The sequence below is a fragment of the Bacteroides sp. PHL 2737 genome (genome assembly GCF_004115325.2).
GTDB classification, from domain to species: Bacteria; Bacteroidota; Bacteroidia; order Bacteroidales; family Bacteroidaceae; genus Bacteroides; species Bacteroides hominis.
Genome location: NZ_CP040630.1, coordinates 2,205,522 through 2,232,473 on the forward strand (window position 1 = coordinate 2,205,522; position 26,952 = coordinate 2,232,473).

21 protein-coding genes are annotated in these 26,952 nt (G+C 44.2%); 11 read left to right on the forward strand and 10 right to left on the reverse strand.

Annotated elements, in window-relative coordinates:
• Positions 1 to 2: 2 nt before the first annotated feature.
• The 3 genes from DBK98_RS08945 to DBK98_RS08955 all read right to left on the reverse strand — a co-directional run bounded on the left by DBK98_RS08945 (position 3) and on the right by DBK98_RS08955 (position 5,533).
• Positions 3 to 2,516, reverse strand: a complete 2,514-nt coding sequence (locus DBK98_RS08945; RefSeq protein ID WP_032535653.1) for an AsmA family protein — start codon at positions 2,514 to 2,516, stop codon at positions 3 to 5.
• A gap of 229 nt (positions 2,517 to 2,745) precedes the next feature.
• Positions 2,746 to 4,746, reverse strand: coding sequence for an AAA family ATPase (locus DBK98_RS08950; RefSeq protein ID WP_005818600.1), 2,001 nt, complete (start codon positions 4,744 to 4,746; stop codon positions 2,746 to 2,748).
• A 1-nt stretch (position 4,747) separates the two neighbouring features.
• On the reverse strand, positions 4,748 to 5,533 hold the full coding sequence (locus tag DBK98_RS08955; RefSeq protein ID WP_005775725.1) for a Cof-type HAD-IIB family hydrolase: 786 nt from the start codon (positions 5,531 to 5,533) through the stop codon (positions 4,748 to 4,750).
• A 170-nt stretch (positions 5,534 to 5,703) separates the two neighbouring features.
• Here DBK98_RS08955 and DBK98_RS08960 point away from each other — a divergent pair, with 170 nt between their 5' ends.
• The 5 genes from DBK98_RS08960 (at position 5,704) to DBK98_RS08980 (ending at position 10,615) form a co-directional block, all read left to right on the forward strand.
• Positions 5,704 to 6,888: a MalY/PatB family protein gene (locus DBK98_RS08960; protein ID WP_005810085.1), complete on the forward strand. Its 1,185-nt coding sequence runs from the start codon at positions 5,704 to 5,706 to the stop codon at positions 6,886 to 6,888.
• Between the two features lie 31 nt (positions 6,889 to 6,919).
• Positions 6,920 to 8,155, forward strand: coding sequence for a PLP-dependent transferase (locus DBK98_RS08965; protein ID WP_005810082.1), 1,236 nt, complete (start codon positions 6,920 to 6,922; stop codon positions 8,153 to 8,155).
• Between the two features lie 25 nt (positions 8,156 to 8,180).
• Positions 8,181 to 8,765, forward strand: coding sequence for an RNA polymerase sigma factor (locus DBK98_RS08970; RefSeq protein ID WP_005810078.1), 585 nt, complete (start codon positions 8,181 to 8,183; stop codon positions 8,763 to 8,765).
• Between the two features lie 109 nt (positions 8,766 to 8,874).
• Positions 8,875 to 9,981, forward strand: coding sequence for a FecR family protein (locus DBK98_RS08975; RefSeq protein WP_005810076.1), 1,107 nt, complete (start codon positions 8,875 to 8,877; stop codon positions 9,979 to 9,981).
• Positions 9,982 to 10,171: 190 nt separating this feature from the next.
• Entirely contained in the window at positions 10,172 to 10,615 is a 444-nt protein-coding gene (locus DBK98_RS08980; protein ID WP_005810074.1) for an STN domain-containing protein, read from the forward strand.
• A gap of 22 nt (positions 10,616 to 10,637) precedes the next feature.
• On the opposite strand, the gene DBK98_RS08985 is transcribed toward DBK98_RS08980, so the two are convergent.
• On the reverse strand, positions 10,638 to 11,381 hold the full coding sequence (locus DBK98_RS08985; RefSeq protein ID WP_005810071.1) for a Crp/Fnr family transcriptional regulator: 744 nt from the start codon (positions 11,379 to 11,381) through the stop codon (positions 10,638 to 10,640).
• Positions 11,382 to 11,496: 115 nt separating this feature from the next.
• Here DBK98_RS08985 and DBK98_RS08990 point away from each other — a divergent pair, with 115 nt between their 5' ends.
• Entirely contained in the window at positions 11,497 to 12,093 is a 597-nt protein-coding gene (locus DBK98_RS08990; protein ID WP_005775732.1) for a MarC family protein, read from the forward strand.
• 42 nt (positions 12,094 to 12,135) lie between these two features.
• Here the strand turns inward: DBK98_RS08990 and DBK98_RS08995 are convergent, their stop codons facing one another.
• A complete protein-coding gene (locus DBK98_RS08995; protein ID WP_005810069.1) occupies positions 12,136 to 12,828 on the reverse strand; it encodes a rhomboid family intramembrane serine protease in 693 nt (230 codons plus the stop codon).
• A 170-nt stretch (positions 12,829 to 12,998) separates the two neighbouring features.
• Here DBK98_RS08995 and DBK98_RS09000 point away from each other — a divergent pair, with 170 nt between their 5' ends.
• Genes DBK98_RS09000 through DBK98_RS09010 form a run of 3 tightly spaced genes read left to right on the forward strand, consistent with a single transcriptional unit; the run spans position 12,999 to position 17,629 of the window.
• Positions 12,999 to 14,939, forward strand: a complete 1,941-nt coding sequence (locus tag DBK98_RS09000) for a glycogen debranching enzyme N-terminal domain-containing protein (protein ID WP_005810067.1) — start codon at positions 12,999 to 13,001, stop codon at positions 14,937 to 14,939.
• Positions 14,940 to 14,953: 14 nt separating this feature from the next.
• Complete coding sequence (locus DBK98_RS09005; RefSeq protein ID WP_005775735.1) at positions 14,954 to 16,228, forward strand: glycosyltransferase family 4 protein; 1,275 nt, start codon at positions 14,954 to 14,956, stop codon at positions 16,226 to 16,228.
• Between the two features lie 12 nt (positions 16,229 to 16,240).
• Positions 16,241 to 17,629: a glycoside hydrolase family 57 protein gene (locus DBK98_RS09010; protein WP_005810063.1), complete on the forward strand. Its 1,389-nt coding sequence runs from the start codon at positions 16,241 to 16,243 to the stop codon at positions 17,627 to 17,629.
• A 218-nt stretch (positions 17,630 to 17,847) separates the two neighbouring features.
• On the opposite strand, the gene DBK98_RS09015 is transcribed toward DBK98_RS09010, so the two are convergent.
• Positions 17,848 to 19,335, reverse strand: coding sequence for a DUF4270 domain-containing protein (locus DBK98_RS09015; RefSeq protein ID WP_005810061.1), 1,488 nt, complete (start codon positions 19,333 to 19,335; stop codon positions 17,848 to 17,850).
• A gap of 22 nt (positions 19,336 to 19,357) precedes the next feature.
• A complete protein-coding gene (locus DBK98_RS09020; protein ID WP_005810059.1) occupies positions 19,358 to 20,182 on the reverse strand; it encodes a glycogen/starch synthase in 825 nt (274 codons plus the stop codon).
• 246 nt (positions 20,183 to 20,428) lie between these two features.
• Between DBK98_RS09020 and panC the strand changes: the two genes are divergently transcribed.
• Positions 20,429 to 21,277, forward strand: coding sequence for a pantoate--beta-alanine ligase (gene panC / locus DBK98_RS09025; protein ID WP_005810057.1), 849 nt, complete (start codon positions 20,429 to 20,431; stop codon positions 21,275 to 21,277).
• Between the two features lie 21 nt (positions 21,278 to 21,298).
• Positions 21,299 to 21,652 (forward strand): aspartate 1-decarboxylase, encoded by a 354-nt coding sequence (panD, locus tag DBK98_RS09030; protein WP_005810055.1) that lies wholly within the window; start codon positions 21,299 to 21,301, stop codon positions 21,650 to 21,652.
• Between the two features lie 183 nt (positions 21,653 to 21,835).
• On the opposite strand, the gene DBK98_RS09035 is transcribed toward panD, so the two are convergent.
• From DBK98_RS09035 to serS, 3 genes are all read right to left on the reverse strand, one after another.
• Positions 21,836 to 24,124, reverse strand: a complete 2,289-nt coding sequence (locus tag DBK98_RS09035; protein WP_022012386.1) for a bifunctional dihydroorotate dehydrogenase B NAD binding subunit/NADPH-dependent glutamate synthase — start codon at positions 24,122 to 24,124, stop codon at positions 21,836 to 21,838.
• A 141-nt stretch (positions 24,125 to 24,265) separates the two neighbouring features.
• Positions 24,266 to 25,477, reverse strand: coding sequence for a glucose/galactose MFS transporter (gluP, locus tag DBK98_RS09040; protein ID WP_005775743.1), 1,212 nt, complete (start codon positions 25,475 to 25,477; stop codon positions 24,266 to 24,268).
• A gap of 92 nt (positions 25,478 to 25,569) precedes the next feature.
• Entirely contained in the window at positions 25,570 to 26,844 is a 1,275-nt protein-coding gene (gene serS, locus DBK98_RS09045; protein WP_005775744.1) for a serine--tRNA ligase, read from the reverse strand.
• Positions 26,845 to 26,952 lie beyond the last annotated feature (108 nt).

Genomic DNA, 26,952 nt, shown 5'->3' on the forward strand with positions numbered 1-26,952 from the left:
CGTTATTTAATCTTCTTTTTTAAGAAATCAAGTGCTTTTTCTACGGCTTTTTCCTTTACTTTTTCCTTCACGGAATCTTTATTGGCCGTAGTTGCCGAATCCAGTCCCAGTTTTTTCCCTATTTCGCTGATTGCCTTATCTGTGACTGCTTCCACTGCCTGGTTGGTCATGCTTTTCGTATCCAGTGAAACTTTGGGCGAAGAGAAAGTGCCCCCTATTTTCAGGTCGAGTGTAGTCAGTTTGGCAATATCACCCGCTGATGCCGGCAGCTTGATTTTTCCCGAGTAGTCGATGCTCTGGTCAAGTCCCGTACTTCCTGAAAGGTTCATCACATAGTCTCCTAACTTAATGTCGAACGGTTCGGTAGACACCCTTCCCTCTTTGATGGTGAAGTCCAGCGTCATGTCCTTCACTTTCATATCTTTGAGTTCAGGCTTCTTCACGGCATCGGCTATCTGGTCGATAACCTTTACACCGTTGAGGCTAAGGTCTTTGGTCGAAAGGCTGCCATTGCCTTGCATCGTATCCATGACGGGCTCCATCCGGTTGTCGAGCAAAGTCTGCACATGCATGTTGCCGGAGAAGTTTCCTTTCAGATTCTCGAAAATAGGAGCCATTTGCTGTACCATATTCAATTCTTTGTAGGTTTGTGCAAAGCTGAGTCCCTCCAGGCGGAACCCCGCATTCATCTCCGGTTTTTTTAAGTCGGCGGTAGAATAATATCCGTTCATAATAGCCTTGCCTCCCATGGTGTTCATCGACAGGTTTTTCATATCCACTTTTCCGTCTTTTACAACCAGTTTTCCATTCATATTCGTAAAGGCCATCTTGTCGAACAATACCTCTTTCAGGTTGGCATCCATCTGGAAATCGATATTGCGTGGAACCTCTATCAGGCTGGCTGCTTCATTGGGCGAAGCTGCCTGTGCCGTTTGGGTGGTACTGTCGGTTGAGGCTGTCATAAAGTCGTTCAGATTGAGATGGTTCGACCGGACATTCAAGGTACCTTTCAATGTAGTGCCTTTCAGAGCATAACCCATGTAATTTTCAAATCGGCTGTCGGTAGTAAGGTCGTTCTTGCCAATAGCTACTGTGGTCTCGCTGAGTTGCAGATATTTCGGAGTGAAAGTGAACAGGGATTGTCTGATTTCTACATCAGGTATCTCTTTCATTTTTAGTTTCATGTCGCTAAGGGCGATGGTACCCGATGCGGAGAAACGGTCATATTGCTCTTTTTCGATGTACGAAAGGCGTCCGCCCATCTTCATATCTGCACGAATGGTGCCATTCAGTTCCATGTCGTCCAACGGGTATACTTGCTTGATCATTCCTAAATTAAGCACTCCCTTTGCTTCGGCTGTAAAGTCCGGATCGCTGACCGGTGTCTTTATATCGGCAGTCAGGCTAAACGGGTTGTTTGCCAGACGGAAACTGAAAGGACGAATGTTGATTTCTGTCAGGTCGATATTACCTCCCGGGTTACGTACTTGTGCGTCAATGTTGATCTGGTCGACTCCTGCCGGCAGGGACGGATAACGGAACATGGCATTCTTTACTGATAACCGCACATCGAACCCGGGGACGGTATCACCTTGTAATACTCCTTTTGCCGTGGCTTCGAGGGTAGCGGTTCCGTCTGTTTTCAGATTCTTGAATTCTTTGGAGTAGATGGCTGGTATCAGGGACAGAATTTCCTTAAAGCCCACTTCGCTGGTATTGAGCTTCAGGTCCATGTTGATGGCAGGATCTTTCAGTTCTACCCATCCGTCGATGCCTGCCTTAATGGCGTTGAGGCGAAATTCATTCTTTTTCAGTGTGAATTTGTGATGTACGAGGTCAGCGTCCACGTCCATTTTGGCATAGATGTTGGCTTGTGAGAGGAAGGGAATACCATTCATCTTATAAGTCAGGGCTTCGGTCTCTGCTTCTAAATTGAGCAAAGTCTGGTCGCTGCCCAGGTCGCCCGAGCAAAGCGCATTGAAATTGTGTATGTCGGCATACATGGCGGACTGTCGGTCGTCATACACCACATTCATGTTCTTGATAACAAAGCGCTGAAGTTTAATCCGGAAGGGAGAAGATTCGCTGCTCTCCGATGTCTCGCTGAAGGTGGCTGAATCGGGTTTCATGATATCCCAGTTGGCTTTGCCGTCAGGAAGTACGATGGCATGTAGCCAGGTATCTGTGACAGATACTTTGGAAACATCGTATCCGCTGTCTCCGAAGAGCGAAAACAGGTTAATGGCGGCAGTAACTTCACCGGCTTTCACCAGCGTGTCGTTTTCAAACGCTCCTGTTCCTTTCAGCCAAAAATCGTTTAGGGTAACGGAAGCTTTCGGGAAATTACGGAACAAGCTGATGTCGAGGCTGCTGAAATCGAACCGGGCGTTCAGCATTTTGTTTCCTTCGGCTTTTACGATACCTTCAATTTTGCCACGGAAGGCAAAAGGAAGGAGAAACATCAGTATCAGGATGACACCGATGACGATTGTTGTAATTTTGAGTCCTTTTTTCATAATTGCACTGGTTGTTAGGTTGATAGTGGTAACAAAGTTAATAATAAAAGACGAGAAGTCCAAGGTGATGATGGATTATGTTTGGATAGGAGCAAGTTAAGCTCACCACAGAGTAACACGGAGTCTCACAGAAATTTTAAGTACCTATAATAAAAGATTAAAACTCTGTGAAGTTCCGTGTTACTCTGTGGTGAGTCGACTTCAAGACCATTGCAGAAATGAACTTATCTTATTTCTTCTTTTTTCGTAATTCCTCTGCGATTCGCCATTGTATGGCCGCTTCTGACTCTTTCCCCACCTTCAGCAGTGCATCTCCAAAAAGTTCGTGTGCACCCGGATGTTCCGGTTTCAAGGTGGTTGCTTTGTCAAGATCGGCCAAGGCGCCTTCCGTATTCTCTGTTTTCAGACGGAGTTTGCCCCGGTTGTAGAGTGCCTTGAAATCTGTCGGACGAAGACTGACTGCCCGGTTCAGGCAACTCTCGGCATCAAAGAACTCTTTCTCGTTGAAAAGTGTGATTCCTTTCCGTATCCATGCATCGGTGTATTCGGGATATAGTTCGATTGCTTTGTCGTAATTGGCCAGTGCAGCCCGGGTATCATGTGCCTGGGTGATGCATTCGTTGCCCATCAGCAGATATTCCCGTGCGTACTTTTGCAGACTTTTTTGCTGTGCGGCCATTTGTTCCTGTAACTTCCTTTTCTGTTCACGCAACAGGTTGATGACACCCAGTTTCCGGCGGATCAGTCTCCGGGCGGTAGGCTTCTCTATGTCGTAACGGGAGTGGATGGCCAAGAAAAACTGTTCAAGACACGATTCGAAATCTCCTTTGTCGAAAGCACGGGCAGCTGCGGCATATTGCACATCTGCTTGTGCCTGTTTCAGAGCTTTGTCGATAGCTTGCCGGTTGTTGAATCTTCCGGAAAAACTTACGATTTCGGGACGGACAAAGATGTCGGCACGGCTGACAGGCTTTTTTAATTGAATGCCATCGAGCGAGGTGCAACGGCTGAGAGCTACGTATGCTTGTCCTCCGGCGAACACTCCGCCGGTGAAGTCGATAACTACGCGACTGAAGGTCAATCCCTGGCTTTTGTGTACGGTGATGGCCCATGCCAGCCGAATGGGATATTGAGTGAAGGTGCCTAACTCTTCTTCTTCGATCTCTTTCTTTTCTTCATTGTACTTATAGCGAATGTTTCGCCACGATTCACGGTGGACATCGCACTCTTTACCGTCATCGGTGATGACATAGATGATACCGTCGTTATCGATTCCGCTTACTACACCGATGGTCCCGTTCACCCAGCGGCGTTCAAAATCGTTCTTGATAAAGATGATTTGTGCTCCGGGTTTCAAAGTCAGGTCCTTGGATGTCGGCAGGCTGCTTTCGGGAAAATCTCCGTTGATTTCGCCTTCGAATACTACCGGATCTCCGGGGAGTTCGGCAAGTCGTCGGTCATTGATGGTTTCCACCGTATCGCGACGGGTGGCAAGGGTGATGTACATATCCTCTTCCGAGGCATCGATGGGAGCGCCATAGCGGGTATTGAGCAACTGAAGGTCTGCGGCTCCGGCAGCTCCGCTGCGAATGTGATCGAGTACGCTGACAAAAACCGCGTCCGACTGCCGGTATACCTTTTGCAATTCGATGGATACCAACTCTATTTCGTTGAAAACCCGTGCCGAAAAAAAGTAAGGAGTGGGATAGAAACGGTTGATGATTTCTCGTTCATCTCCTTTGATCACCGGTTCCAGCTGGAATACATCGCCCACCAGTAAAACCTGTTTCCCGCCGAATGGGTCACGCAGGTTGCGGCTGTATACTCGCAGGATACGGTCTACGGCATCAATCATATCTGCCCGCACCATCGATATCTCGTCGATAATGACCAACTCTACCTGTTCTAACAGTTTCCGATGGGGCTTGGTATACTTGAAGAATTCGTGGATACGTCCCCGTTGCAGGCTTAGGTTGGGGTCGTCGGGCAGCAATGGATGGAAGGGGAGCTTGAAGAAACTGTGTAAAGTACTGCCACCGGCATTAATGGCGGCGATGCCGGTGGGGGCCAGTACGATATGCTTTTTCTTGGTGTTCTTGCAGATATACTTCAGGAAAGTCGATTTACCCGTCCCCGCTTTTCCGGTGAGGAAAACCGATTGCCGGGTGTACTGAATCAGGTTCAGTGCATCCTGAAATTCTTTATTGCCGGTGTCTATAGTAAATTCCACGTCAGATGATACCGAAATGTTTTAATGCTTTTTGTATGCCGTCTTCGTCCACCGATGCAGTCACATAATCGGCTGCCTCTTTGACTTCGTCGTTTGCGTTGCCCATGGCCACTCCAATGGCTGCATGGCGCAGCATGCTGATGTCGTTGCCTCCGTCACCGAATGCCATTGTCTCTTCCAGGCGGATGCCGAAATGGCGGATGATTTCGTCTATCCCTTTTTGCTTACGGATACCTTTTGCCACAACATCTGTGAATGCCGGAAACCAGCGTCCGGACTCGCAGTGCGGGAGTAAAGGCAATATGTTTTTTTCGTCTTCGGTGGTGATGAACGGGGTCATCTGGAAAATCTCGGTTTGGGTAGCTTCGGCAGTAGTCTGAACGGGCAGGATGTCTACATGCAGGAACTCGTGGAAAATTTGGTTTACCAGTTCGTTGGGGTTGCAGACGGCTACGGTATGTTCGGCGACAAAGATGCAGGGAAAACCTTTCTCGTCCGAAAGGGCAGCAAGTGTCTTGACATCTTCTGCCGGGATGGAATGTTTGTAAATCACTTCATCTCCTACAAAGCAGTATCCTCCGTTCATGGTGATGTAACCGTCTATCAAACTTTGTTTCTGGAGGGCCGACAGGTTGTTAATAATCGCTTTCGGACGTCCGGTAGCAATGAAAATCTTAATTCCTTTAGCTTTGGCTTCGGTTATGGCCGAGAGGGCAGACGAAGGAATTTCGTGCGTGTTGAAACTAACCAACGTCCCGTCTATATCAAAAAACAGGGCTTTTATCATACGTCTTTTCTTTAATGGAGCACAAATGTACTGAAAAAGCCTGATATAGAGTAACTGAATAGCACAATGATGGTAAATTTTAACTGCTGTCTGCTAAAATAGCTCATTTGGTTTCATTATGAAACAGATGAATTGTACATTTGCAGGCTGAACTTAAAAAGAGAACCCTTATGAAGTATAACTTTGATGAAGTGATAGAACGCCGGGGGACAGACTCGGTGAAGTATGACGCAGTGCCGGAACGTTGGGGAAGAAATGACCTGCTTCCGATGTGGGTGGCCGACATGGATTTCCGTACTCCACCTTTTGTGATAGAAGCTATCCGTCGCCGGTTGGATCATGAAGTGTTGGGATACACTTTTGCCTGCGAAGCCTGGTATACATCCATTATCAATTGGCAGAAAGAACGCCATGGGTGGAATATTACCCGGGAGATGCTGACATTTACTCCGGGAATTGTGCGTGGACTGGCTTTTGCTTTGCAATGTTTCACTGCTCCGGGCGATCGAGTGATGGTGATGCCTCCTGTCTACCATCCGTTTTTTCTGGTAACGGAACATAATCATCGGGAAGTGGTCTATAGCCCATTGGTCTTGGAAGATGGACAGTATCAGATCGATTTCGAACGTTTCCGTACCGATGTGAAAGGATGCAAAATACTGATCCTTAGTAATCCGCATAATCCGGGAGGACGTGTATGGACCCAGGAAGAGTTGGCTGAGATTGCGGAAATCTGTTATGATAATCAGGTTTTGGTCATTTCGGACGAAATCCATGCCGACCTGACATTGCCCGGATATACGCATCCCACTTTTGCGTTGGTATCGGGGAAAGCCCGTCGGAATTCACTCGTGTTTATGTCGCCCAGTAAAGCTTTCAATATGCCGGGACTTGCCAGTTCGTACTGTATCATAGAGGATGAAGACATTCGTCGTCGTTTCCAGACGTATATGGAGGCCAGTGAGTTCAGTGAAGGACATTTGTTTGCTTATCTTGGAGTGGCCGCTGCTTATAGTAATGGAACGGAGTGGTTGGATCAGGTGCTGGAATACATTCAGGGAAATATTGATTTTACGGACGAATATCTGAAAGCGAATATCCCTGCAATACGGATGATTCGTCCCCAGGCTTCTTACTTGATTTTCCTGGACTGTCGCGAACTGGGACTGTCGCAGAAAGAATTAGTAAGTTTCTTTGTTGATGATGCACATCTGGCACTGAACGATGGTGCAATGTTTGGCAAAGAGGGAGAAGGATTTATGCGTCTTAACGTGGCTTGTCCGAGGAGTGTGCTGGAGCAGGCACTGGATCAGATAAAGCAGGCATACGGGAAGAAGCATGACACAATAGCATAATTTGTGGAATTTATATAAAAAGACTTTCAGGATGAAAAAAAATAGTTTCGAGACACAAATACTGCATACTCCTTTTGAGAAAGAGGATGCATATCATTCTCTTTCCATGCCGGTATATCATACTGCTGCTTATGAATTTGAAACTGCTGAAGAGATGGAAGCTGCTTTCTGTGGACGGACAGCCGGACATGCTTATTCACGAATTACAAACCCTACGGTGCAGTACTTCGAGCAACGTGTACAGGCTGTGACTGGTGCGCTGAGCGTGACGGCGTTGAATTCCGGAATGGCTGCCATCAGCAATGCTCTGATCACTTTGGCAAGTGCAGGAGCTAATATCGTGACTTCGGCGCATTTATTCGGCAATACCTATTCATTCCTGAAAAGTACGTTAGGAGCTTTTGGGGTAGAAGTACGTTTCTGTGACCTGACATGCCTTGAAGAAGTGGAGAGGCAGATCGATGAAAATACTTGTGCGCTTTTTCTGGAGGTTATTACCAATCCGCAGCTGGAAGTGGCCGATTTGAAAGCCCTTGCCGGTATTGTCCATAGTGCCGGAGTACCATTGCTGGCAGATACAACGGCGGTTCCTTTCCATGTGTTTCGTGCGGCGGATTTCGGAGTCGATATTGAGATTGTGTCCAGTACGAAATATATTTCGGGAGGTGCTACCTGCATTGGAGGACTGATAATTGACTATGGCACCTTTGATTGGGGGCATTCCGGTAAGTTGGCAGCTTTGAGTACAGATACCGGGAAGGAGGCTTTTACCGCGAAACTCCGTAGGGAGATTCATCGTAATCTCGGAGCATACATGACTCCCCAGGTAGCTTATATGCAGACACTCGGGCTTGAAACAATGGAAGTCCGGTTTGCCCGGCAGGCGGAAACATGTTTGAAACTGGCACGGTGTTTGCAAGAACTGCCGGAGGTTGAGTCGGTGAATTATACCGGCTTGGAGACCAATCCGTTTTATGAATTAAGTACCCGGCAGTTTGGTTCTCTTCCGGGCGCGATGTTGACGTTCGACCTTCCATCGCGTGAAATATGTTTTCGTTTCATAAATCGGTTGAGAATCATACGTAGGGCCACGAACTTATTTGATAATAAAACGTTAGCTATCCATCCGGCAAGCACAATCTACGGTTCGTTTACCGAGGAGCAGCGCCGGGATATGGACATCAGTCAGAAAACCATTCGCCTTTCGGTGGGGCTGGAACGGACTGATGACCTGCTGGAAGATATCATACAGGCTCTGAAAAGCTAAATTTATCATTTACAAACTTTATACAATGCTGCCAAAAAAAGAAAACCTGGAAGAAAAAGAGAGAACGAAACATACGGTTGATAGTCTGTATAAAGACTATGTCGACGACTTGTTTTCGTATGCTTTAGGATTCGGGTTTGATAAACAGGCAGCGATGGATGCCATTCATGACGTGTTTTGCAGGGTATGTATTCGTGAGAAGGATGTTCAGGAGATACAGAATCCTAAATTTTACTTGTTGCGTGCCCTGCGAAACCAATTGATTGACACCTATAAACTTAAACGGAACTATTCGGAGGTTCTTACCGGTGAGATTACCGATGAACTTCCATACAGAATCAAAATCACCGTGGAGGATGAAATGATCGCGGCGGAAGAACAGGCGGAAGTGTCACAGAAAGTCGATGAAATTCTGAGTGTGCTGACCGAACGCCAACGCGAGATTATTTATTTACGCTATATGCAGGAATGTTCCTATGAGGAAATTGCGGAGATCATGCAAATCAGTGTTCCTGCTTGTCGTAAACTGCTCTATCGGACCTTACTTAAACTGAAGCACAATAATACGTTAGTGCTCTTCTATCTCTTGCTTTCTATTAATGTTGGTTAAATAAGGCACCAATTTAAATTTTATTCGGGAAAAGTGGGTATGAAACCTGTGCCCGTTCGTGTTCTATGCAGACAATAGTGTTATTAAACTCTTTAAGCACCTATTCTGAATGGAAAAAACGAAGCGGGATAGCAGACATATTGATCCTTTGAAAGATGAAGAGAAATTCTTCCAGTGGTTAAAATTCAAGAGCGTTCGGATGAACAGGGAGCGCCTCTCGAAAGATGATCATGAGCGTCTTCGTCAGCGGATCCATGCTTCTCTGCGCATGTTGCGACGGAAACGAACCATCAGGAGAGGCGCTTATTATGGTATATCCGTGTGCATCGTTATTGCATTAGGAATCATTTCTTATTTGAATCGTTATGAGAGGGTGGAACCGGTAACGCCTGTTACTGAACAAAAAGCGGAGATTGTCTGGCAACCTTTGAAATCAGAAGATATACGTCTGGTAAGTGGCGACAGTATAACTTCGTTCCGGCAAAATGTACACCTGCTCTTAAGTAAAGATGGATCAGCCATGGTCTACCACCCCAACAGCGGGCAAGAAAAGATCAGGATGGAACAGAATGAGGTCAATGAGTTGGTGGTTCCTTACGGTAAACGGTCGAAGGTGAAGCTGGAGGACGGAACAGAAATCTGGTTGAATTCCGGTTCTGTTCTTAAGTTTCCTACCCATTTCTCGGGGGAGAAGAGGGAAGTGAGCCTGAAAGGCGAAATGTATGCCGAAGTAGCCGCAGATAGCAAGAAGCCTTTCATAGTGCATACGGCACATTTCGATGTGCAGGTATATGGCACCCGATTTAATGTATCGGCTTATGAAGACGAGGCGGTTCCTTCGTGTGTACTTGTGGACGGCATAGTCGGATTTCGGCCGGAGTCCGGTCCTGAGATACGCATGAAAGCAAATGAAAAAGTGCTCTACGATGGGAAGCAATGTGAAAAAAGAAAAGTTAGTGCCTCCAGATATACCTGTTGGAAGGAAGGTTATTTGGAATTGGATGATGCCAATATGGTGGATGTACTGAATCGGATAGGACGATATTATAATCTGTCGTTTAACTTCGGTGACAAGAAGCAACTGACCGGTAAGAGATGTTCGGGAAAGATCTATTTATCCGATAATATTGATAATGTATTGACGACTATATCATTGCTGTATTCTACTGATTACAGGAAAGAAGAGCGGACTATTTTTATATCTGAGAACCCATAAAATGGTAGAGCCTATGGAATGACACTGAACACTATGACACACGCACACACAACCCCCACGAAAAGGATAGAGTGATATCCTTCCTCTAACTTACACACACGACTACATATCAGAGCCGGGAAGCATGGTTATGCCCTCCGGGAAGGGATGCAATGGCCTGAAATTAGTATTATAACAACTGGAACAAAGCATGAAAAGAGAACGTATAGTAAGAACTGAAAACATTGATAAACAGAGAATAAAATATAGAGTATTGTTTGGCTTTATTTTCATTATGTGCTGTAATGGGGCAGCTTTATCGTCAGAGGATGTTAAGATGCCGGACTGGAAATTTTCTTTTAATCTGAAACGTGTGCCGATCATCCGGGTTTTTGATGAAATCGAGCAAAAGAGTGATTTTGTCTTTGCGTGGGCTTGCGATATAGACACCGAGATTCATAAGGAAATAAGTATTTGTGTTTCGGAAGAACCTATCCAAAGAGTGATGGAGAAGGTTTTAGAAGGATCGGGACTCGTTTTTCAGAGACTCGACAGGCAAATCGTGGTTTATCGTTTGTCGGAGCACAATGCCTGTAGAGCAACTGTTCGCAAGGATAGTGTGAGGATAATGACAAAGGTGGGACCAAACGACTGATAGAGGGATTGGCACCGGCTCTTTATCGTTTTTCGTTCCACTCTGTCAGGAGTGCTAAATCGGGTATGCGGATTTCTTTCCGGTGGAGTTCCAGCAGATTTAATTCCTGCAATCCGTTGAGGGCTTTTGATACGTTCAGGCGAGTATCATCCAGTATGCGTGCCAGATCATCCATTTTCACTTTAAACAGTTTTTCACCTGTCATTCTTTCGATATGGGCCAATATGAAACGTATTATTTTATCTTCAATGTCCTTGGGAGCTCTATCCCACAAACGAGTGTAAAGGTTCTGTGCACGATTGCTGACGATATTCATATAGTTGAGGCGGAAAATATCGTATTTGAACAATTCACCCATAACGAATGATTTGCTGATGCTTACCATTTGTGCTTCTTCATTATGAGGAATGTAGGTAGATATATACCGGGTGTTCATTCCAAACATGGAGTAAGGTTCCAATACGGCAGGAGCTTCGAAATACTCTATGACAGTCAGTGTCTCGTCTTCCGATACGGTGACGGAAGAGAGCTTACCTTTTAGCAAAAAAAGTAACTGGTCACATACTTCACCACTTTTTATCAACGGTTCTCCTGCTTTATGACGGGTGAAATGAAGTTTTACTTTTTCTAATATATTTGTGAAATCCTCATGACAAAGTCCCTGAAACAGGGGGAGTTGTAACAAGGTGTCGAACATGGTTTCCATATATCGTAATCTTCTAATTTGAAGGCAAATGTAACGATAATAGGGGTTGACTGAAACCATCTTCCCCTTCTTTTTGTTTTTTTTATTATTTCTTAAAGATGGTAGTGATTACCTAAAACAATCTCTTGCGAGATGCATAAAAATGAAGTATATTTGCGGGAAAAAGGAGGAAGTCATGTTTGCAAACTTTAATTTTCAACAGATGGTCAGTGCGTTTATCGTGCTTTTTGCTGTGATTGATATTATTGGTTCTATTCCTATTATCATCAATCTGAAGGAGAAGGGAAAAGATGTGAATGCTACGAAAGCGACCGTTATTTCGTTTGCATTAATGATTGGCTTTTTTTATGCCGGTGACTTTATGCTGAAACTGTTCCATGTTGATATTGAGTCCTTTGCCGTGGCGGGAGCATTTGTTATCTTCCTGATGTCTTTGGAGATGATTCTGGATGTGGAAATCTTTAAGAACCAGGGACCGATAAAAGAGGCTACGCTTGTACCTTTGGTATTCCCTCTGCTGGCAGGTGCCGGTGCATTTACTACATTGCTTTCTTTGCGGGCCGAATATGCCAGTATCAATATTGTGATCGCTTTGATCCTGAATATGTTGTGGGTGTATTTCGTTGTCAGTATGACAGGACGTGTGGAACGCTTTTTGGGCAAGGGAGGCATCTATATTATTCGTAAATTCTTTGGTATCATTCTGTTAGCTATCTCTGTCAGATTGTTTACCGCCAATATCACATTATTGATTGCTGCATTACAGAAGTAATAGGTATCCCCATTAATCTGTTGTAGAAACCGGGGTGAAAAACTATTCTTTTTCACACTCTGTGTCTTTTTGGTCCGTTTCGTCGCTATTGATTTCGTCGTTATCGGTTTCATTTGCTTCATTGGCAACCTCCTCCTCTTCCTCTTCATTTGCGAATGGTTCAGGCTTTTGTGGACCATGATTCATAAAAGCAAGGGCACAGATGGTACCGGTGACAGCTCCACTCAGATGTCCCTCCCACGAAGTACCCGATGGTGCGAAATAAGGAAGCATATTCCACACCAGTCCACCATAGAGGAAGGTTACTAAAAGAGAGATCGCAATCAGGGGGACATATTTTCGTAAGAGTCCGCTGAAGAAAAGAAAAAAAGCCAAACCGTAAATAATGCCGCTGGCCCCGATATGCCAACCGGGCTTACCGATAAGGAACGTGATGGTTCCGCATCCTATCCAGATGATAAAAAAAATCAGAGGTGCAATGTTCCTGTAAAAGTAAAAAAGACACCATGACAGGAAGAATAGAGGTAAAGTGTTGGCCAGTAAATGTTTGAAGCCACTGTGTATAAGAGGGTACGCGAAAATACCAAACATCCCTTTTTTTGACAATGGGTATACTCCTAATCTGGTAAAGTCCCAATCCATGCCCACCTCTAAAACTTTTATTGTATAAAGGATAAAAATTAGGAACATAGGAAGCACCATCGCTATCAGGATTCGTCGAACATCTGACTTCATATTGGCATATTTCTTTAAATTTTATACAATGCTACGAATATTTGCCTTGAAAATAAAAAATAAAGTTCCTTTTTATTTTGTTTTTTACCTTTAATTCGTATTTTTGGGCATCATACTTATATTATATACTATGATAACCGAAATAATTAACCTTTAAATAATGCACAACTATGAGTTATTTACATTTTGACAAGACTCTGATGATAAATCTTGAGGAATCTTTACCAAGGGAGATTCTCCGGACGAATAAATCAGGAGCTTATCATTGTACAACGATTGTAGATTGTAACACACGCAAATATCATGGATTGCTGGTGATTCCCGTACCCAATCTGGACGATGAAAATCATGTGCTGCTGTCTTCTTTGGATGAAACGGTAATTCAACACGGTGCGGAGTTTAACCTGGGATTGCATAAGTATCAAGGAAATCACTTTAGTCCGAATGGACATAAGTATATCCGTGAGTTTGACTGCGAACATATTCCGGCAACAACTTACCGTGTGGGAGGAGTCATACTTCGTAAAGAAAAAATCTTTGTACATCATGAGAATCGGATCCTGATCCGTTACACCTTGGTCGATGCACACTCTGCTACCACTCTTCGCTTCCGCCCGTTCCTCGCTTTCCGCAGTGTACGCGAATATACACACGAGAATTCGCAGGCGAGCCGTGACTATCAATTGGTAGAGAACGGCATTAAAACTTGTATGTATCCCGGATATCCGGAACTATTCATGCAATTGAATAAGAAGAATGAATTCCACTTTGATCCGAATTGGTATAGAGGAATTGAATATCCGAAAGAACAAGAGAGAGGATATGACTTCAATGAAGACCTTTATGTTCCCGGATATTTCGAAGTTGATATAAAGAAAGGAGAGAGTATTATTTTCTCTGCCGGTATTTCAGAAATTTCTCCACGTCGGCTAAAGCAAACTTTTGATGCGGAAGTGGCCGACCGCACGCCGCGTGATAGCTTCTATCACTGTTTGAAGAATTCTGCCCATCAATTCCATAATAAGCAGGAAGATGACCATTATATTCTGGCCGGATACCCCTGGTTTAAATGCCGTGCCCGCGATATGTTCGTGGCTTTGCCGGGATTGACGCTTGCTGTGGACGAGACAGATGAATTTGAAGATGTGATGGAGACAGCCCGTAAAGCGATTGGTAACTATATTAAAGGTGAACCGATTGACTGTAAGATATACGAGATGGATGATCCGGATGTATTGTTGTGGGCTGTATGGGCCTTGCAGCAATATGCAAAGGAGACAAGTCGTGAACAATGTCGTGTCAAATATGGTTCTTTGTTAGAAGAAATCATTGATTTTATTCGTCAGCGTAAACATGATAATTTGTTCCTGCACGAAAACGGGTTGCTTTATGCCAATGGTGCAGATAGGGCGATCACATGGATGAACTCCACGGTTAACGGACGTCCGGTTATTCCACGCACGGGTTATATTGTAGAGATAAATGCTTTGTGGTATAATGCTTTGCGGTTTATTGCCGATTTAGTTCGCGAGGGTGGTAACGGACTGTTGGCCGACTCGCTGGATGCACAGGCTGAAGTAACTGGAAAATCGTTTGTGGAAGTATTCCGCAATGAATATGGTTATCTGTTGGATTATGTAGACGGAAACATGATGGACTGGAGCGTACGTCCCAACATGATATTTACGGTTGCCTTCGATTATTCTCCTCTTGACCGGGTACAGAAAAAACAGGTACTCGATATTGTGACGAAGGAATTACTTACTCCGAAGGGACTCCGAACATTGAGTCCGAAGAGCGGCGGATATAATCCGAATTATGTGGGTCCTCAGATCCAGAGAGACTATGCTTATCATCAAGGTACGGCTTGGCCGTGGTTGATGGGGTTCTACATGGAGGCTTATTTGCGAATCTATAAGATGAGCGGTATCTCGTTTGTAGAACGCCAGTTAATCGGCTTTGAAGACGAGATGACCAGCCATTGCGTTGGTTCACTGCCTGAATTGTTTGATGGAAACCCGCCTTTCAAAGGTAGAGGAGCGGTATCGTTTGCAATGAATGTGGCAGAGATTTTGCGTATCTTGAAGCTGTTGTCTAAATATAATTTATAGGAGGAGGGACGAAGATGAAAGTTTTAATGTTTGGATGGGAGTTCCCCCCGCATATCTTAGGAGGTTTAGGAACTGCCAGCTATGGTTTGACGAAAGGGATGTCTCAACAAGAGGATATGGAGATTACGTTCTGTATTCCCAAACCTTGGGGGGATGAAGACCAAAGTTTCCTGAGAATAATCGGTATGAATAGTACACCGATTGTGTGGAGGAATGTAGATTGGGATTATGTGAAAGGACGTGTCGGTTCGTACATGGATCCCCAGTTATATTTTGACCTGCGCGATCATATTTATGCTGATTTCAATTATCTGAATGCAAACGATCTGGGATGTATTGAGTTTTCTGGGCGTTATCCGGATAACCTGCACGAAGAAATCAATAACTACTCGATTGTGGCAGGAGTAATAGCACGCCAGCAGGAGTTTGAAATCATCCACTCACATGACTGGTTAACTTATCCGGCAGGAATACATGCAAAACAGGTATCGGGTAAACCATTGGTGATTCATGTACATGCTACCGATTTCGACCGTAGTCGTGGCAATGTGAATCCAACTGTATATGCCATCGAAAAAAATGGTATGGATCACGCCGATCACATCATGTGTGTGAGTGAACTGACTCGTCAGACAGTGATTCATAAATATTTCCAAGACCCGAAGAAAGTGTCGACAGTGCACAATGCAGTCTCTCCTTTATCACAAGAGATACAGGATATTGTACCCAATAAGAATCCGAAAGAAAAGGTTGTCACTTTTCTGGGACGTATCACGATGCAGAAAGGACCGGAATATTTTGTGGAGGCAGCTGCAATGGTGTTGAAGCGTACGCGGAATGTACGTTTTGTGATGGCCGGTAGCGGTGATATGATGGATCAGATGATTCGTCTGGCTGCTGAAAGGGGGATTGCGGACCGTTTCCACTTCCCGGGATTTATGAAAGGAAAACAAGTATACGAGGTACTAAAAGCCAGTGATGTATACATTATGCCTTCGGTATCCGAACCTTTTGGTATCTCTCCGTTAGAGGCCATGCAGTGTAGTGTGCCAAGCATCATTTCCAAACAATCCGGTTGTGCCGAGATTCTGGAAAAGTGTATTAAGACCGATTACTGGGACATACATGCTATGGCGGATGCTATCTATTCTATCTGTACCTATCCGGCTATGTACGAGTATCTCCGTGATGAAGGTAAGAAAGAGGTGGATGAAATTAAGTGGGAGAATGTAGGCTACAAAGTTCGCGGCATCTACGACGAGGTTATAAAAAATTATGGAAAACAATAAAACAATATAGATATGAGAACAATCTGTCTTTATTTTGAGATACATCAAATTATTCATCTGAAACGTTACCGCTTCTTCGACATTGGTGCCGATCATTACTATTATGATGATTATGCCAATGAGACAGGTATAAATGAGGTTGCCGAACGTTCTTATATTCCGGCTCTCAATGCATTGATTGAAATGGTGAAGAATTCCGGGGGGGGCTTTAAAGTAGCTCTTTCTATTTCGGGAGTAGCATTGGAACAACTCGAAATTCATGCACCTGCTGTAATTGACTTGTTACATGTATTAAACGATACAGGCTGCTGCGAATTTTTGGCCGAGCCATATTCCCATGGGTTATCATCATTGGCCAATGAAGACTGTTTCCGTGAAGAAGTGATGCGTCAGAGCGACAAGATGAAACAGATGTTTGGTAAAGCACCGAAAGTGTTCCGCAATTCCAGTCTGATCTATTCGGATGAAATAGGAGCTACGGTAGCAAGCATGGGTTTCAAAGGTATGCTGACTGAAGGCGCTAAACACATATTGGGTTGGAAGAGCCCGCATTATGTATACCATTGCAATCAGGCTCCCAGCCTGAAACTGCTGTTGAGAGATTTTAAGTTGTCCGATGATATCAGCCTACGCTTCTCTAATTCCGATTGGAGCGAGTATCCGTTATTCGCTGATAAATATATTGGTTGGATCGATGCTTTGCCGCAAGAAGAACAAGTTATCAATATCTTTATGGAACTGAAGGCACTGGGGCTGGCTCAGCCGTTATCATCCAATATCTTGGAATTCCTGAAAGCTCTTCCGTATTGTGCAAAAGAAAAAGGAATTACTTTCTCTACCCCATCGGAGATTGTTTCAAAATTGAAATCAGTTTCTCAATTGGACGTACCATATCCGATGTCATGGGTGGATGAAGAAAGAGATACCAGCAGCTGGTTGGGTAATGTCCTGCAGCGTGAAGCTTTCAATAAGTTATATAGTGTGGCCGAGCGTGTACATCTCTGTGATGATCGCCGTATCAAGCAAGATTGGGATTATCTGCAGGCCAGCAATAACTTCCGCTTTATGACTACCAAGAATACCGGTGTAGGGTTGAATCGTGGTATTTATGATTCTCCTTATGATGCGTTTACCAACTATATGAATATTTTGGGTGATTTCATTAAGCGTGTAAATTCTCTCTATCCTGAAGATATTGACAATGAAGAGTTGAATTCATTGTTGACAACGATCAAGAATCAGGGAGAAGAAATTGCCGAGTTGCATAAGGAGGTTGATAAACTGGAAGCAAAGGCAGCAAAAGCTACCAAAGCAAAAGCGGAACCCAAAGCTACTGCTCCTAAAAAGGCAGCAGCAAAGAAACCTGCAACAAAGAAGACAGCTGCAAAGAAAGAAGACTGAATATAGTGCAAGTTTGCTTTAGCGAAAGCTTTTCAAATAGAGAGGGCGGAGGATTTACATTCTCCACCCTCTTTTAGTATAGAAGGGGCATTTGATGATTAGATTTTTGTCTCATCTCAGAATTAATGAAAAGGAAGGGGGCGTATAGAAAACAATCAGGGCGGTGTAAAGGGAAACTATTCACACCGCCCTGATTATATAATGAAAATCTCTTGTTATTATTTACCGTTGAAGTTGGTGTATGTCACTTCTAACTTCAGTTTTGGACCATTCTGGCCACCTTCCAGTTTTACATATCCCGGTTGTAAATCGTGCTGAATACTGATCATGTTCTTGTTGGAAGAACTGTCATACTGTACAAGTACCGGAATGAGTACTACTTTGTTCCAATCCGGGTTTTCAGCTTCCCAAGCAGCTTCATTCCAACTGGCCCCAGCTTTTTTCTTGGCTTCCAGTTTTTCGTTGACACAAGTGTTGATCAGACGAGTCAAATTGGTAAACACATACTGATTGGTTGTAGGTTTACTGTTAATTGTTGCATTGTGTACCGCCAGATAAGAAGTGATATTATCTGTAAGTTTATTCTCCTCAAAGAAACTTTGCCGTTCTTTTTCACGCAATAACAGCACATATGTAGGTGCTTGCATGCTGAATTGCCCATTATCTACTTGGTTATAGTTGTTGAAAGTCAACTTCACTGCATTAATGGTGTCGTTGCTTAATTCCTCATAAATCTTGTTGATGGGCAATGTAGCTTGAGTGAAGATACCCGCCGGAGATTTCAGATAAGTACAATCGGTCTTTTTGGCTATTTCCTCTAACTTAGCGGAGTTCGTAAACTTGTTGGCTTGAATAACCTCTTTTGTTGTAGCGAAAGTACGGGTTGTGTAGTACAGAGAATCAGTACCGTCTTTTTTCTTCAGGTTATTTCCTAAACTGTCTTTTTCATGGCATCTGATTACAACGTTCAGGTTGATTTGATCAACATAAAGAACTGTTCCATTACCATAATCATTTTTGGCATAAATACCTTTGAACACATTGTTGATAAAAGCTTCCGAACTTTTGAAATATTCAGGATGATCTCTGTTTAATCGATAAATCTTTTTACCTAAATTAGTAATCTCCTCAGAAGTCAGACGGACATTGGGATAAAAATTCTCAGTTTTTCTGATGGAATCACTGAGTGATTGATCGACCGCAGTGTAGGCTTTCCGTGCAAGTAAGTTGTTCGGATTATAATATTCCAATGGGTTTATGTCTGTATAATAATTCTGGGTTAGGTTTTTGTCCAGTTCGTACACAGTCATACGGCACGGGCTTATAGAATCGCCAAAATAGCTTTGATAGTACAATATCAATTCAGCAGTGTGGATAGAGTCTCCTGCCATAACACCTTTGGGATTGGTTTCCGGATCGTAAACCGAGGGAAAGGAAATTCCATCCGGACTATTCAATTGTGCGAGGAAACTGGCTTCGTAATCTCCGAACTCCTTATCGGTGAATTTACCGACATAACCTACGCTGGTTTTGGCAAAAACAGGACCTGATAAATCGGAATTTGTAGTCAACTCGTAAGTGGTGTATCTTCCGTTGATATTTTGGTCGCTTTCCGGAAGCATTCCCAGTCCGAGAGTACCTGTATTATCATCACACCCGAAGAAAGTCAAGGCAAGCAGTGCCACCCATACATATTTTGCTTTCATGATCGTCGTATCTTGGTTCTTATTATTTTTGTTCAGTTTCCCACACCTGATCGTAGAAGCTGTTGCAAGCGTCTGCAAGAGCGTCGGGAGCCTGATAGTCAAGAACCAATTTACCCGATTGACGGGCATAGTTCATGACTTCTTCATTTACATGTTCGCTATTCTGTACTACTCCGTCTGAGTAATCAACAGCCAATTTGCAAAGTGTAGCGTAATCTACCGGATCTTTCAAAGTAGCCACATCCTTTTTATTAATGCCTTTCAGCATCAGTTTAGTTGCGAAATCAGGGTTGAACGTACCTTTGAAATCATCCTCGTATACGGAGAATACCACTTTCGCATCACGGAACGAAGGTTCGTCTTTATACGCTTTTTTGATATATAAAGGAGCCAGAGCAGTCATCCAGCCGTGACAGTGAATCACATCCGGACACCAACGCAGTTTCTTTACCGTTTCCAACACTCCTCTTGCATAAAAAATAGCCCGGCTGTCGTTATCATCGTATTCTACTCCGTTTTCGTCTGCTGTTTGTAGCCGGTTCTGGAAGTAATCATCGTTGTCGATAAAATAAACCTGCATACGTGCTGACTGGATGGAAGCTACTTTGATGATAAGAGGATGGTCGGTGTCATCGATAATCAGGTTCATACCGGAGAGTCGTATCACTTCGTGCAATTGATTTCTGCGTTCGTTGATATTTCCCCATTTGGGCATGAATGTTCTGATTTCTCTGCCTTTTTCCTGGATAGCTTGTGGTAGATGTCTGCCTATATTGGCCATCTCGGATTCTGAAACGTAAGGAGTAATCTCTTGTGTAATAAATAAAACCTTGTTAGCCTTTGTCATAATAACAATCGTTCTCGTAAATATTCTGCAAAGATATAAAAAAAAACGGGCATTAAAGCAAGTTCTCGGGCGGTATAATTCCTTATGAATTGTTAAGTGCTTGTCTTTCAGTTGTAAACCGTCTGGTTGTTAAGGTTCCTACTTCGGTATCTTTTGCATTAATTTACGATATTTCTTCTTTATATGGTAAATTATGGTTTATTTTGCACCGTTTTTCAAACGACTAAGAATCATAAACCAATTAAAATGAAAGTAATACATACGATCAAGGACTTGCAGGCTGAACTGTCGGTTTTGAAAGCCCAGGGTAAAAAGGTAGGTTTGGTACCTACTATGGGTGCTTTGCATGCAGGGCACGCATCTCTTGTAAAACGTAGTGTAAACGAGAATGAAGTAACGGTGGTGAGTGTTTTTGTGAACCCTACCCAGTTTAATGATAAAAATGACCTTGTAAAGTATCCCCGTACGTTGGATGCCGATTGCAAATTACTCGAGGCTTGCGGAGCGACTTATACTTTTGCTCCTTCGGTGGAAGAAATGTATCCGGAACCGGATACTCGCCAATTCAGTTATGCTCCTCTGGATACTGTGATGGAGGGGGCTTTCCGTCCAGGCCACTTTAATGGGGTATGCCAGATCGTAAGTAAACTGTTTGAAGCAGTAAAACCACATCGCGCATATTTTGGTGAAAAAGATTTTCAGCAGTTGGCCATCATCCATGAGATGGTTCGCCAGATGCAGTTCGATCTTGAAATTATAGGCTGTCCCATTGTCCGTGAAGAGGACGGGCTGGCTTTGAGCAGCCGGAATGCGCGACTGTCGGCAGAAGAACGTGAAAATGCATTAAAAATATCTCAGACCTTATTTAAAAGTCGTACCTTTGCAGCTACTCACACAGTGAGCGAAACGCAAAAGTTTGTGGAAGATGCTATTGCTGCTGCACCGGGATTACGCCTGGAATATTTTGAGATAGTAGATGGAAACACTTTGCAGAAGGTTGGGAATTGGGACCAAACATCCTATGCAGTAGGCTGTATTACAGTATTCTGTGGAGATGTCAGACTGATTGATAATATTAAATACAAAGAATCTTAAACTAAAAAAGACGAAGTCCTTATGATGATTGAAATGTTGAAGTCGAAAATTCATTGTGCCCGTGTTACGGAAGCCAATCTGAATTATATGGGTAGTATCACGATTGATGAGGATTTGCTGGATGCAGCCAATATGATTGCCGGTGAGAAAGTATACATCGCTGATAATAATAACGGTGAGCGTTTTGAGACCTACATTATCAAAGGTGAACGCGGATCAGGTAAAATCTGCTTGAATGGTGCTGCTGCCCGAAAAGTACAACCGGACGACATTGTGATTATTATGTCGTATGCGTTGATGGATTTTGAGGAAGCAAAGACATTTAAACCAACGGTGATTTTTCCGGATCCAATTACAAACAGTGTGGTGAAGTAAGAAACCGTTCAACCGAAGAATATAAACAATCCCTGCTAATATCAGAATATTAGCAGGGATTGTTTTATTGGGTAGATCCGTGTTGATGTTACTTTCTGCCCAAAGAGTCTATTTGCGGTCGGTAAGCAATTGGTTGTGAGATCACGAACCGTAGATTACTTACCAACGCAGATTTCCGATTCTTTATTTAGAGCTTAACTGTTCGTTCATCGCTGCTGCAGCACGGCGTCCGTCTCCCATGGCAAGGATTACGGTAGCCCCTCCGCGTACAATGTCTCCTCCTGCATAAATGGTAGGGATAGACGATTGCATCTGGTCATTAACGGTAATCGTACCTTTACGTCCCAATTCCAGACCTTTGATAGAGCTGGGAACAATGGGATTGGGTGACACGCCTACGCTGACAATGGCAAGATCGATGTCGATGGTTTCTGTCGCTCCTTGAATGGGCACCGGACTGCGTCGCCCTGAAGCATCCGGTTCACCCAGTTCCATTTTCTGTAAAACCACTTGTTTCACACGTCCTTGCTCATCAGCCAGATATTCGATCGGGTTGTGCAGGGTCAGGAATTCTATCCCTTCTTCTTTAGCATGCTTCACCTCTTCCAGACGTGCCGGCATTTCTTCTTCCGAACGACGGTAGATAATCATGGCACGTTCTGCTCCCAGGCGTTTGGCTGTACGGACAGAGTCCATAGCGGTGTTGCCACCTCCAATTACAGCAACGTTTTTACCGAAAGCTACCGGAGTATCGGAATCGGGACTGGCCGCATCCATCAGGTTTACGCGAGTCAGATATTCGTTGGAAGACATAATATTGATAGAATTTTCTCCCGGTATATTCATGAAGTTAGGGAGTCCGGCACCGGAAGCCACAAAAATGCCTTTGAAGCCTTCTTCCTCCAATTGTTCCACGCCGATTGTTTTTCCTACGATGCAATCCTTGATGAAAGTAACCCCCATTTTGGCAAGATTCTCTATTTCAACGTCTACAATCTTGTTGGGCAGACGGAATTCAGGAATACCGTATTTAAGTACACCGCCGATTTCGTGCAGCGCTTCGAATACAGTTACATCATATCCGTATTTGGCCATATCCCCGGCAAATGACAGTCCGGCAGGACCTGAGCCGATGACAGCTACTTTGATACCGTTCTTCTCACCAATTTCCGGAACAGAGATTTGTCCGCTTTCGCGTTCGTAGTCGGCGGCAAACCGTTCGAGATGACCGATGGCTACAGCTTCTTTACCCATTTTCAAATGGATGCACTTTGACTCACATTGTTTTTCTTGTGGACATACACGGCCACATACGGCAGGCAGGGCACTGGTTTCTTTCAGTGTCTTAGCCGCTTCAAGAATTTCTCCACGTTCGATGTTCTTGATGAAACGGGGAATATCGATACCTACCGGACAACCGGTCATACAACCTGGATTGGCACAATCCAGACAACGTTGTGCTTCTGTGACTGCCTGTTCTTTAGTTAATCCCTGGTTAACTTCCTCTTTGCGGCTGTGTGAACGATACTCCGGATCGAGTTCATTCATTTTGCAGCGTTCGATGTTTGCACGGTCTTTTGCTTTTATTGCTTTACGGAGTTCTTCGCGCCAAGGAGCGGTACGTCCGTTTTCGTCTATGGTTTTAGTTGCTTCACATTCGTCGAGTTTGTGCAGTTCTTCGCGTTCAATGGCTTTAAAAGCGCCCATGCGTTTCAACATTTCGTCGAAATCCACCTGATGACCGTCAAACTCCGGACCGTCTACACATACGAATTTGGTTTTTCCTCCGATGGTGATTCGGCAAGCACCACACATTCCGGTACCGTCCACCATAATTGTGTTCAACGATACTTCGGTCGGAATTTCGTATTTTTTCGTCAGCAAACAAACAAATTTCATCATGATAGCCGGGCCGATAGCAAAACATTTGTCCACTTTCTCCCGCTTGATCACTTCCTCTACTCCTTCTGTAACCAGACCTTTGCGGCCATATGATCCGTCATCGGTCATTATGATCACTTCATCCGAACTTTCGCGCATTTCTTTTTCAAGAATAATCAGTTCTTTGCTGCGTCCGGCCAATACAGTGATCACACGGTTGCCGGCTGCTTTAAGCGCTTGTACGATCGGTAGCATCGGAGCAACTCCCACACCTCCTCCGGCACATACAACGGTTCCGAAGTTTTCAATGTGTGTAGCCTGTCCCAGCGGGCCCACTACGTCAGTGATATAGTCTCCTTCGTTTAGTTCGCAAAGGCGGGTAGAAGAGAGTCCTACCTCCTGAACAACCAGTGTGATGGTTCCTGCCTTCGGGTCGGCGGCTGCAATGGTCAGTGGCATACGTTCTCCCTTTTCACCGACACGCACAATCACGAAATGACCAGCCTTGCGTGATTTTGCTATCAACGGAGCTTCAATTACAAGTTTGAATACTTTCTCCGAGAAATGTTCTTTGCTAATGATTTTGTTCATTATCTAATTAATTTGTTGGATTTATTACGTAATTGCTATCAGAATGTTCTTAGTGTGCAAAGATACTGCTAATTTGTAAATAACAAAAGAAAAGCCATCCTTTTGAAGGGATGGCTTTGTCCTCAAGGTGAGTATATTTGTTTATTTTGTTCTGATTTTATACCCCGCCATTCCATAATAGAGGATAAAGAGGAAGCAGGGGAGGCAGATCCAGTAAGCATTTTGTGCTCCTGCTATGTCTTTGATATATCCGAACAGGGTAGGAATGACAGCACCGCCGGCCATAGCCATTATCAACAAAGAAGAACCGGCCTTGGTGAATTTGCCTAAGTCTGCCATGGCGAGTGGCCAAAGTGCAGGCCACATCAGTGAACATCCCAATGCTATGAATGCTATGAAGTAGATCGAGATATCAGCCGGAGTCAATACTACCAGGATAGAACCTGCAATGGCAAGAATGGAACAGATTTTCAATGCTGTAGCCTGATTGAGGTATTTAGGTATGAAAATGATGCCGCAGATATATCCGATTACAATTCCGATTGGAGCAATCCAGGCATAAGCTGCTGCGTTTTCCAGATGCAGGCTGTTGGCGTAGTCAACAAGAGTACCCAATGAAACCGTTTCTACACCTACGTAGAGGAAGAGTGCAAGACATCCCAACAGCAGATGCGGGAATTGCCATACAGACGTTTTGCCGGCTGCATACGGACAAGCCTCTGCACCACCTTCGCTGTCATCTTCGCCGGCTGCTTTTACTTCCGGCAGTGGAGCCATCAGCGAGATGATTCCTAATAAGATGAAGGCGGCGATGATTACATAAAACGGAGTAAATAAGTCTGATACGGTAATATCGCTGACTTCCTTACCGATCAGGAAGGCCAGGAACAATGGAGGAATCGGCCATGCTAACTTGTTACAGATACCCATGATGCTGATACGTTTGGCGGCACTGTCCAATGGACCGAGGATAGTGATATACGGATTGACAGATGCTTGTAAGAATGCATTTGCCGTACCGCTAACGAAAGATGCTACCAGGAAAAGTGCGAAACTTTCCTGACTGGCAGACGGAATGTACAAACCGAAAGCAATGGCAAACATGGCGAATGAGAGTGCCATGGTACGTTTGTACCCGATAGCTTTGATAGTCATCGAAGCCGGATAACCAAAAATAAGAAAAGGTACGAAAGTAGCTGCGATAATAAGATAAGATTCAGCGGAAGTGATGCCTAAAGAACCTTGTAAAACCGGAATCAGAACGGAGTTAATTCCTAATGCGAATCCGATGGCAAAGAACATGATGCCGATAAATGCTAACGGCAGAGCAAAGTTTTTTTGAGTAGAGCTCATAAAATAGGAGTTTTGAGGTTAGTAAAAATGTGTTTTAAGGTAAAAAAAGAGCAACCCCTGTATCGGAGTTGCTCTTTTATCTTGTTTTGTTTTTAGTCGATAATGTCAAATCCGCAGTAAGGAACCAATGCTTTCGGGATCCGAATGCCCTCCGGGGTCTGATGATTTTCCAGCAGGGCTGCTACGATACGGGGTAACGCCAGCGCTGATCCGTTCAGTGTATGGCAAAGCTCGGTCTTTTTTTCTCCGCTGCGATAACGGCATTTCAACCGGTTAGCCTGGTAAGTATCGAAGTTGGATACGGAGCTGACTTCCAGCCAGCGTTTCTGTGCTTCGGAGTATACTTCGAAATCAAAGCAGAGAGCGGCGGTAAAACTCATATCACCGCCACAAAGACGGAGAATGCGGTAAGGAAGTTCTAACTTCTGGAGCAAACCTTCAACGTGATCCAGCATTTCCTGATGTGACTGGCGGGAGTGCTCAGGCTTATCTATACGTACCAATTCTACTTTAGAAAATTCGTGGAGACGGTTCAGGCCGCGTACATCTTTACCGTAGGAACCGGCTTCACGGCGGAAGCACTGTGTGTAAGCACAGTTTTTAATAGGAAGTTGTTTTTCATCCAGAATCACGTCACGGTAGATGTTGGTTACCGGAACTTCGGCTGTCGGGATCAAATAAAGATCGTCTACTTCGCAGTGGTACATTTGTCCTTCTTTGTCCGGAAGTTGTCCCGTTCCGTAACCGGAAGCTGCATTGACAACCGTTGGGGGCATGATTTCAGTATATCCCGATTTACGTGCTTCATCCAGGAAAAAGTTAATCAGTGCACGCTGCAATTGAGCACCTTTACCTTTGTATACCGGAAAACCTGCACCGGTGATTTTTACACCCAGGTCGAAATCGATCAGGTCGTATTTCTTAGCCAGCTCCCAGTGAGGAAGTGCATCTGTTGGGAGTTGAGTTTCCATGCCTCCCATTTTTTCTACAACATTATCCTCGGCGCCAACACCCTCGGGTACGCTGTCATAAGGAATATTGGGAATAGTATACAGCAGATTCAGCATGTCGTTGGCCGCCTGATCCATGTCAGCCTGTAGTGTTTTGTTGGTCTCCTTTATTTCGGCTACACGGGTTTTCGCAGCTTCGGCTTCTTCCTTTTTTCCTTCTTTCATTAGCTGGCCGATGGTTTTCGAGAGCGAATTTACCTCTGCCAGGTTTTTATCTAATTGGTTTTGTGTATTACGTCTTTTGTCATTCACTTCAATCACTTGGGCAATTGTTTCTTTGGCCCCTTTGAAGTGTTTCTTTTCCAGACCGCGGATTACCGCATCTGTGTTTTCTGTAATTTGTTTAATGGTAAGCATATCTATACTTTATTTATGAACTTTCTTCTTTGAGTTTACAAAGATATATAAAAATAAGATAAGAGGATACGTCTTGTATAAAAAAGAAAAGAGACGCAATCAACCGAT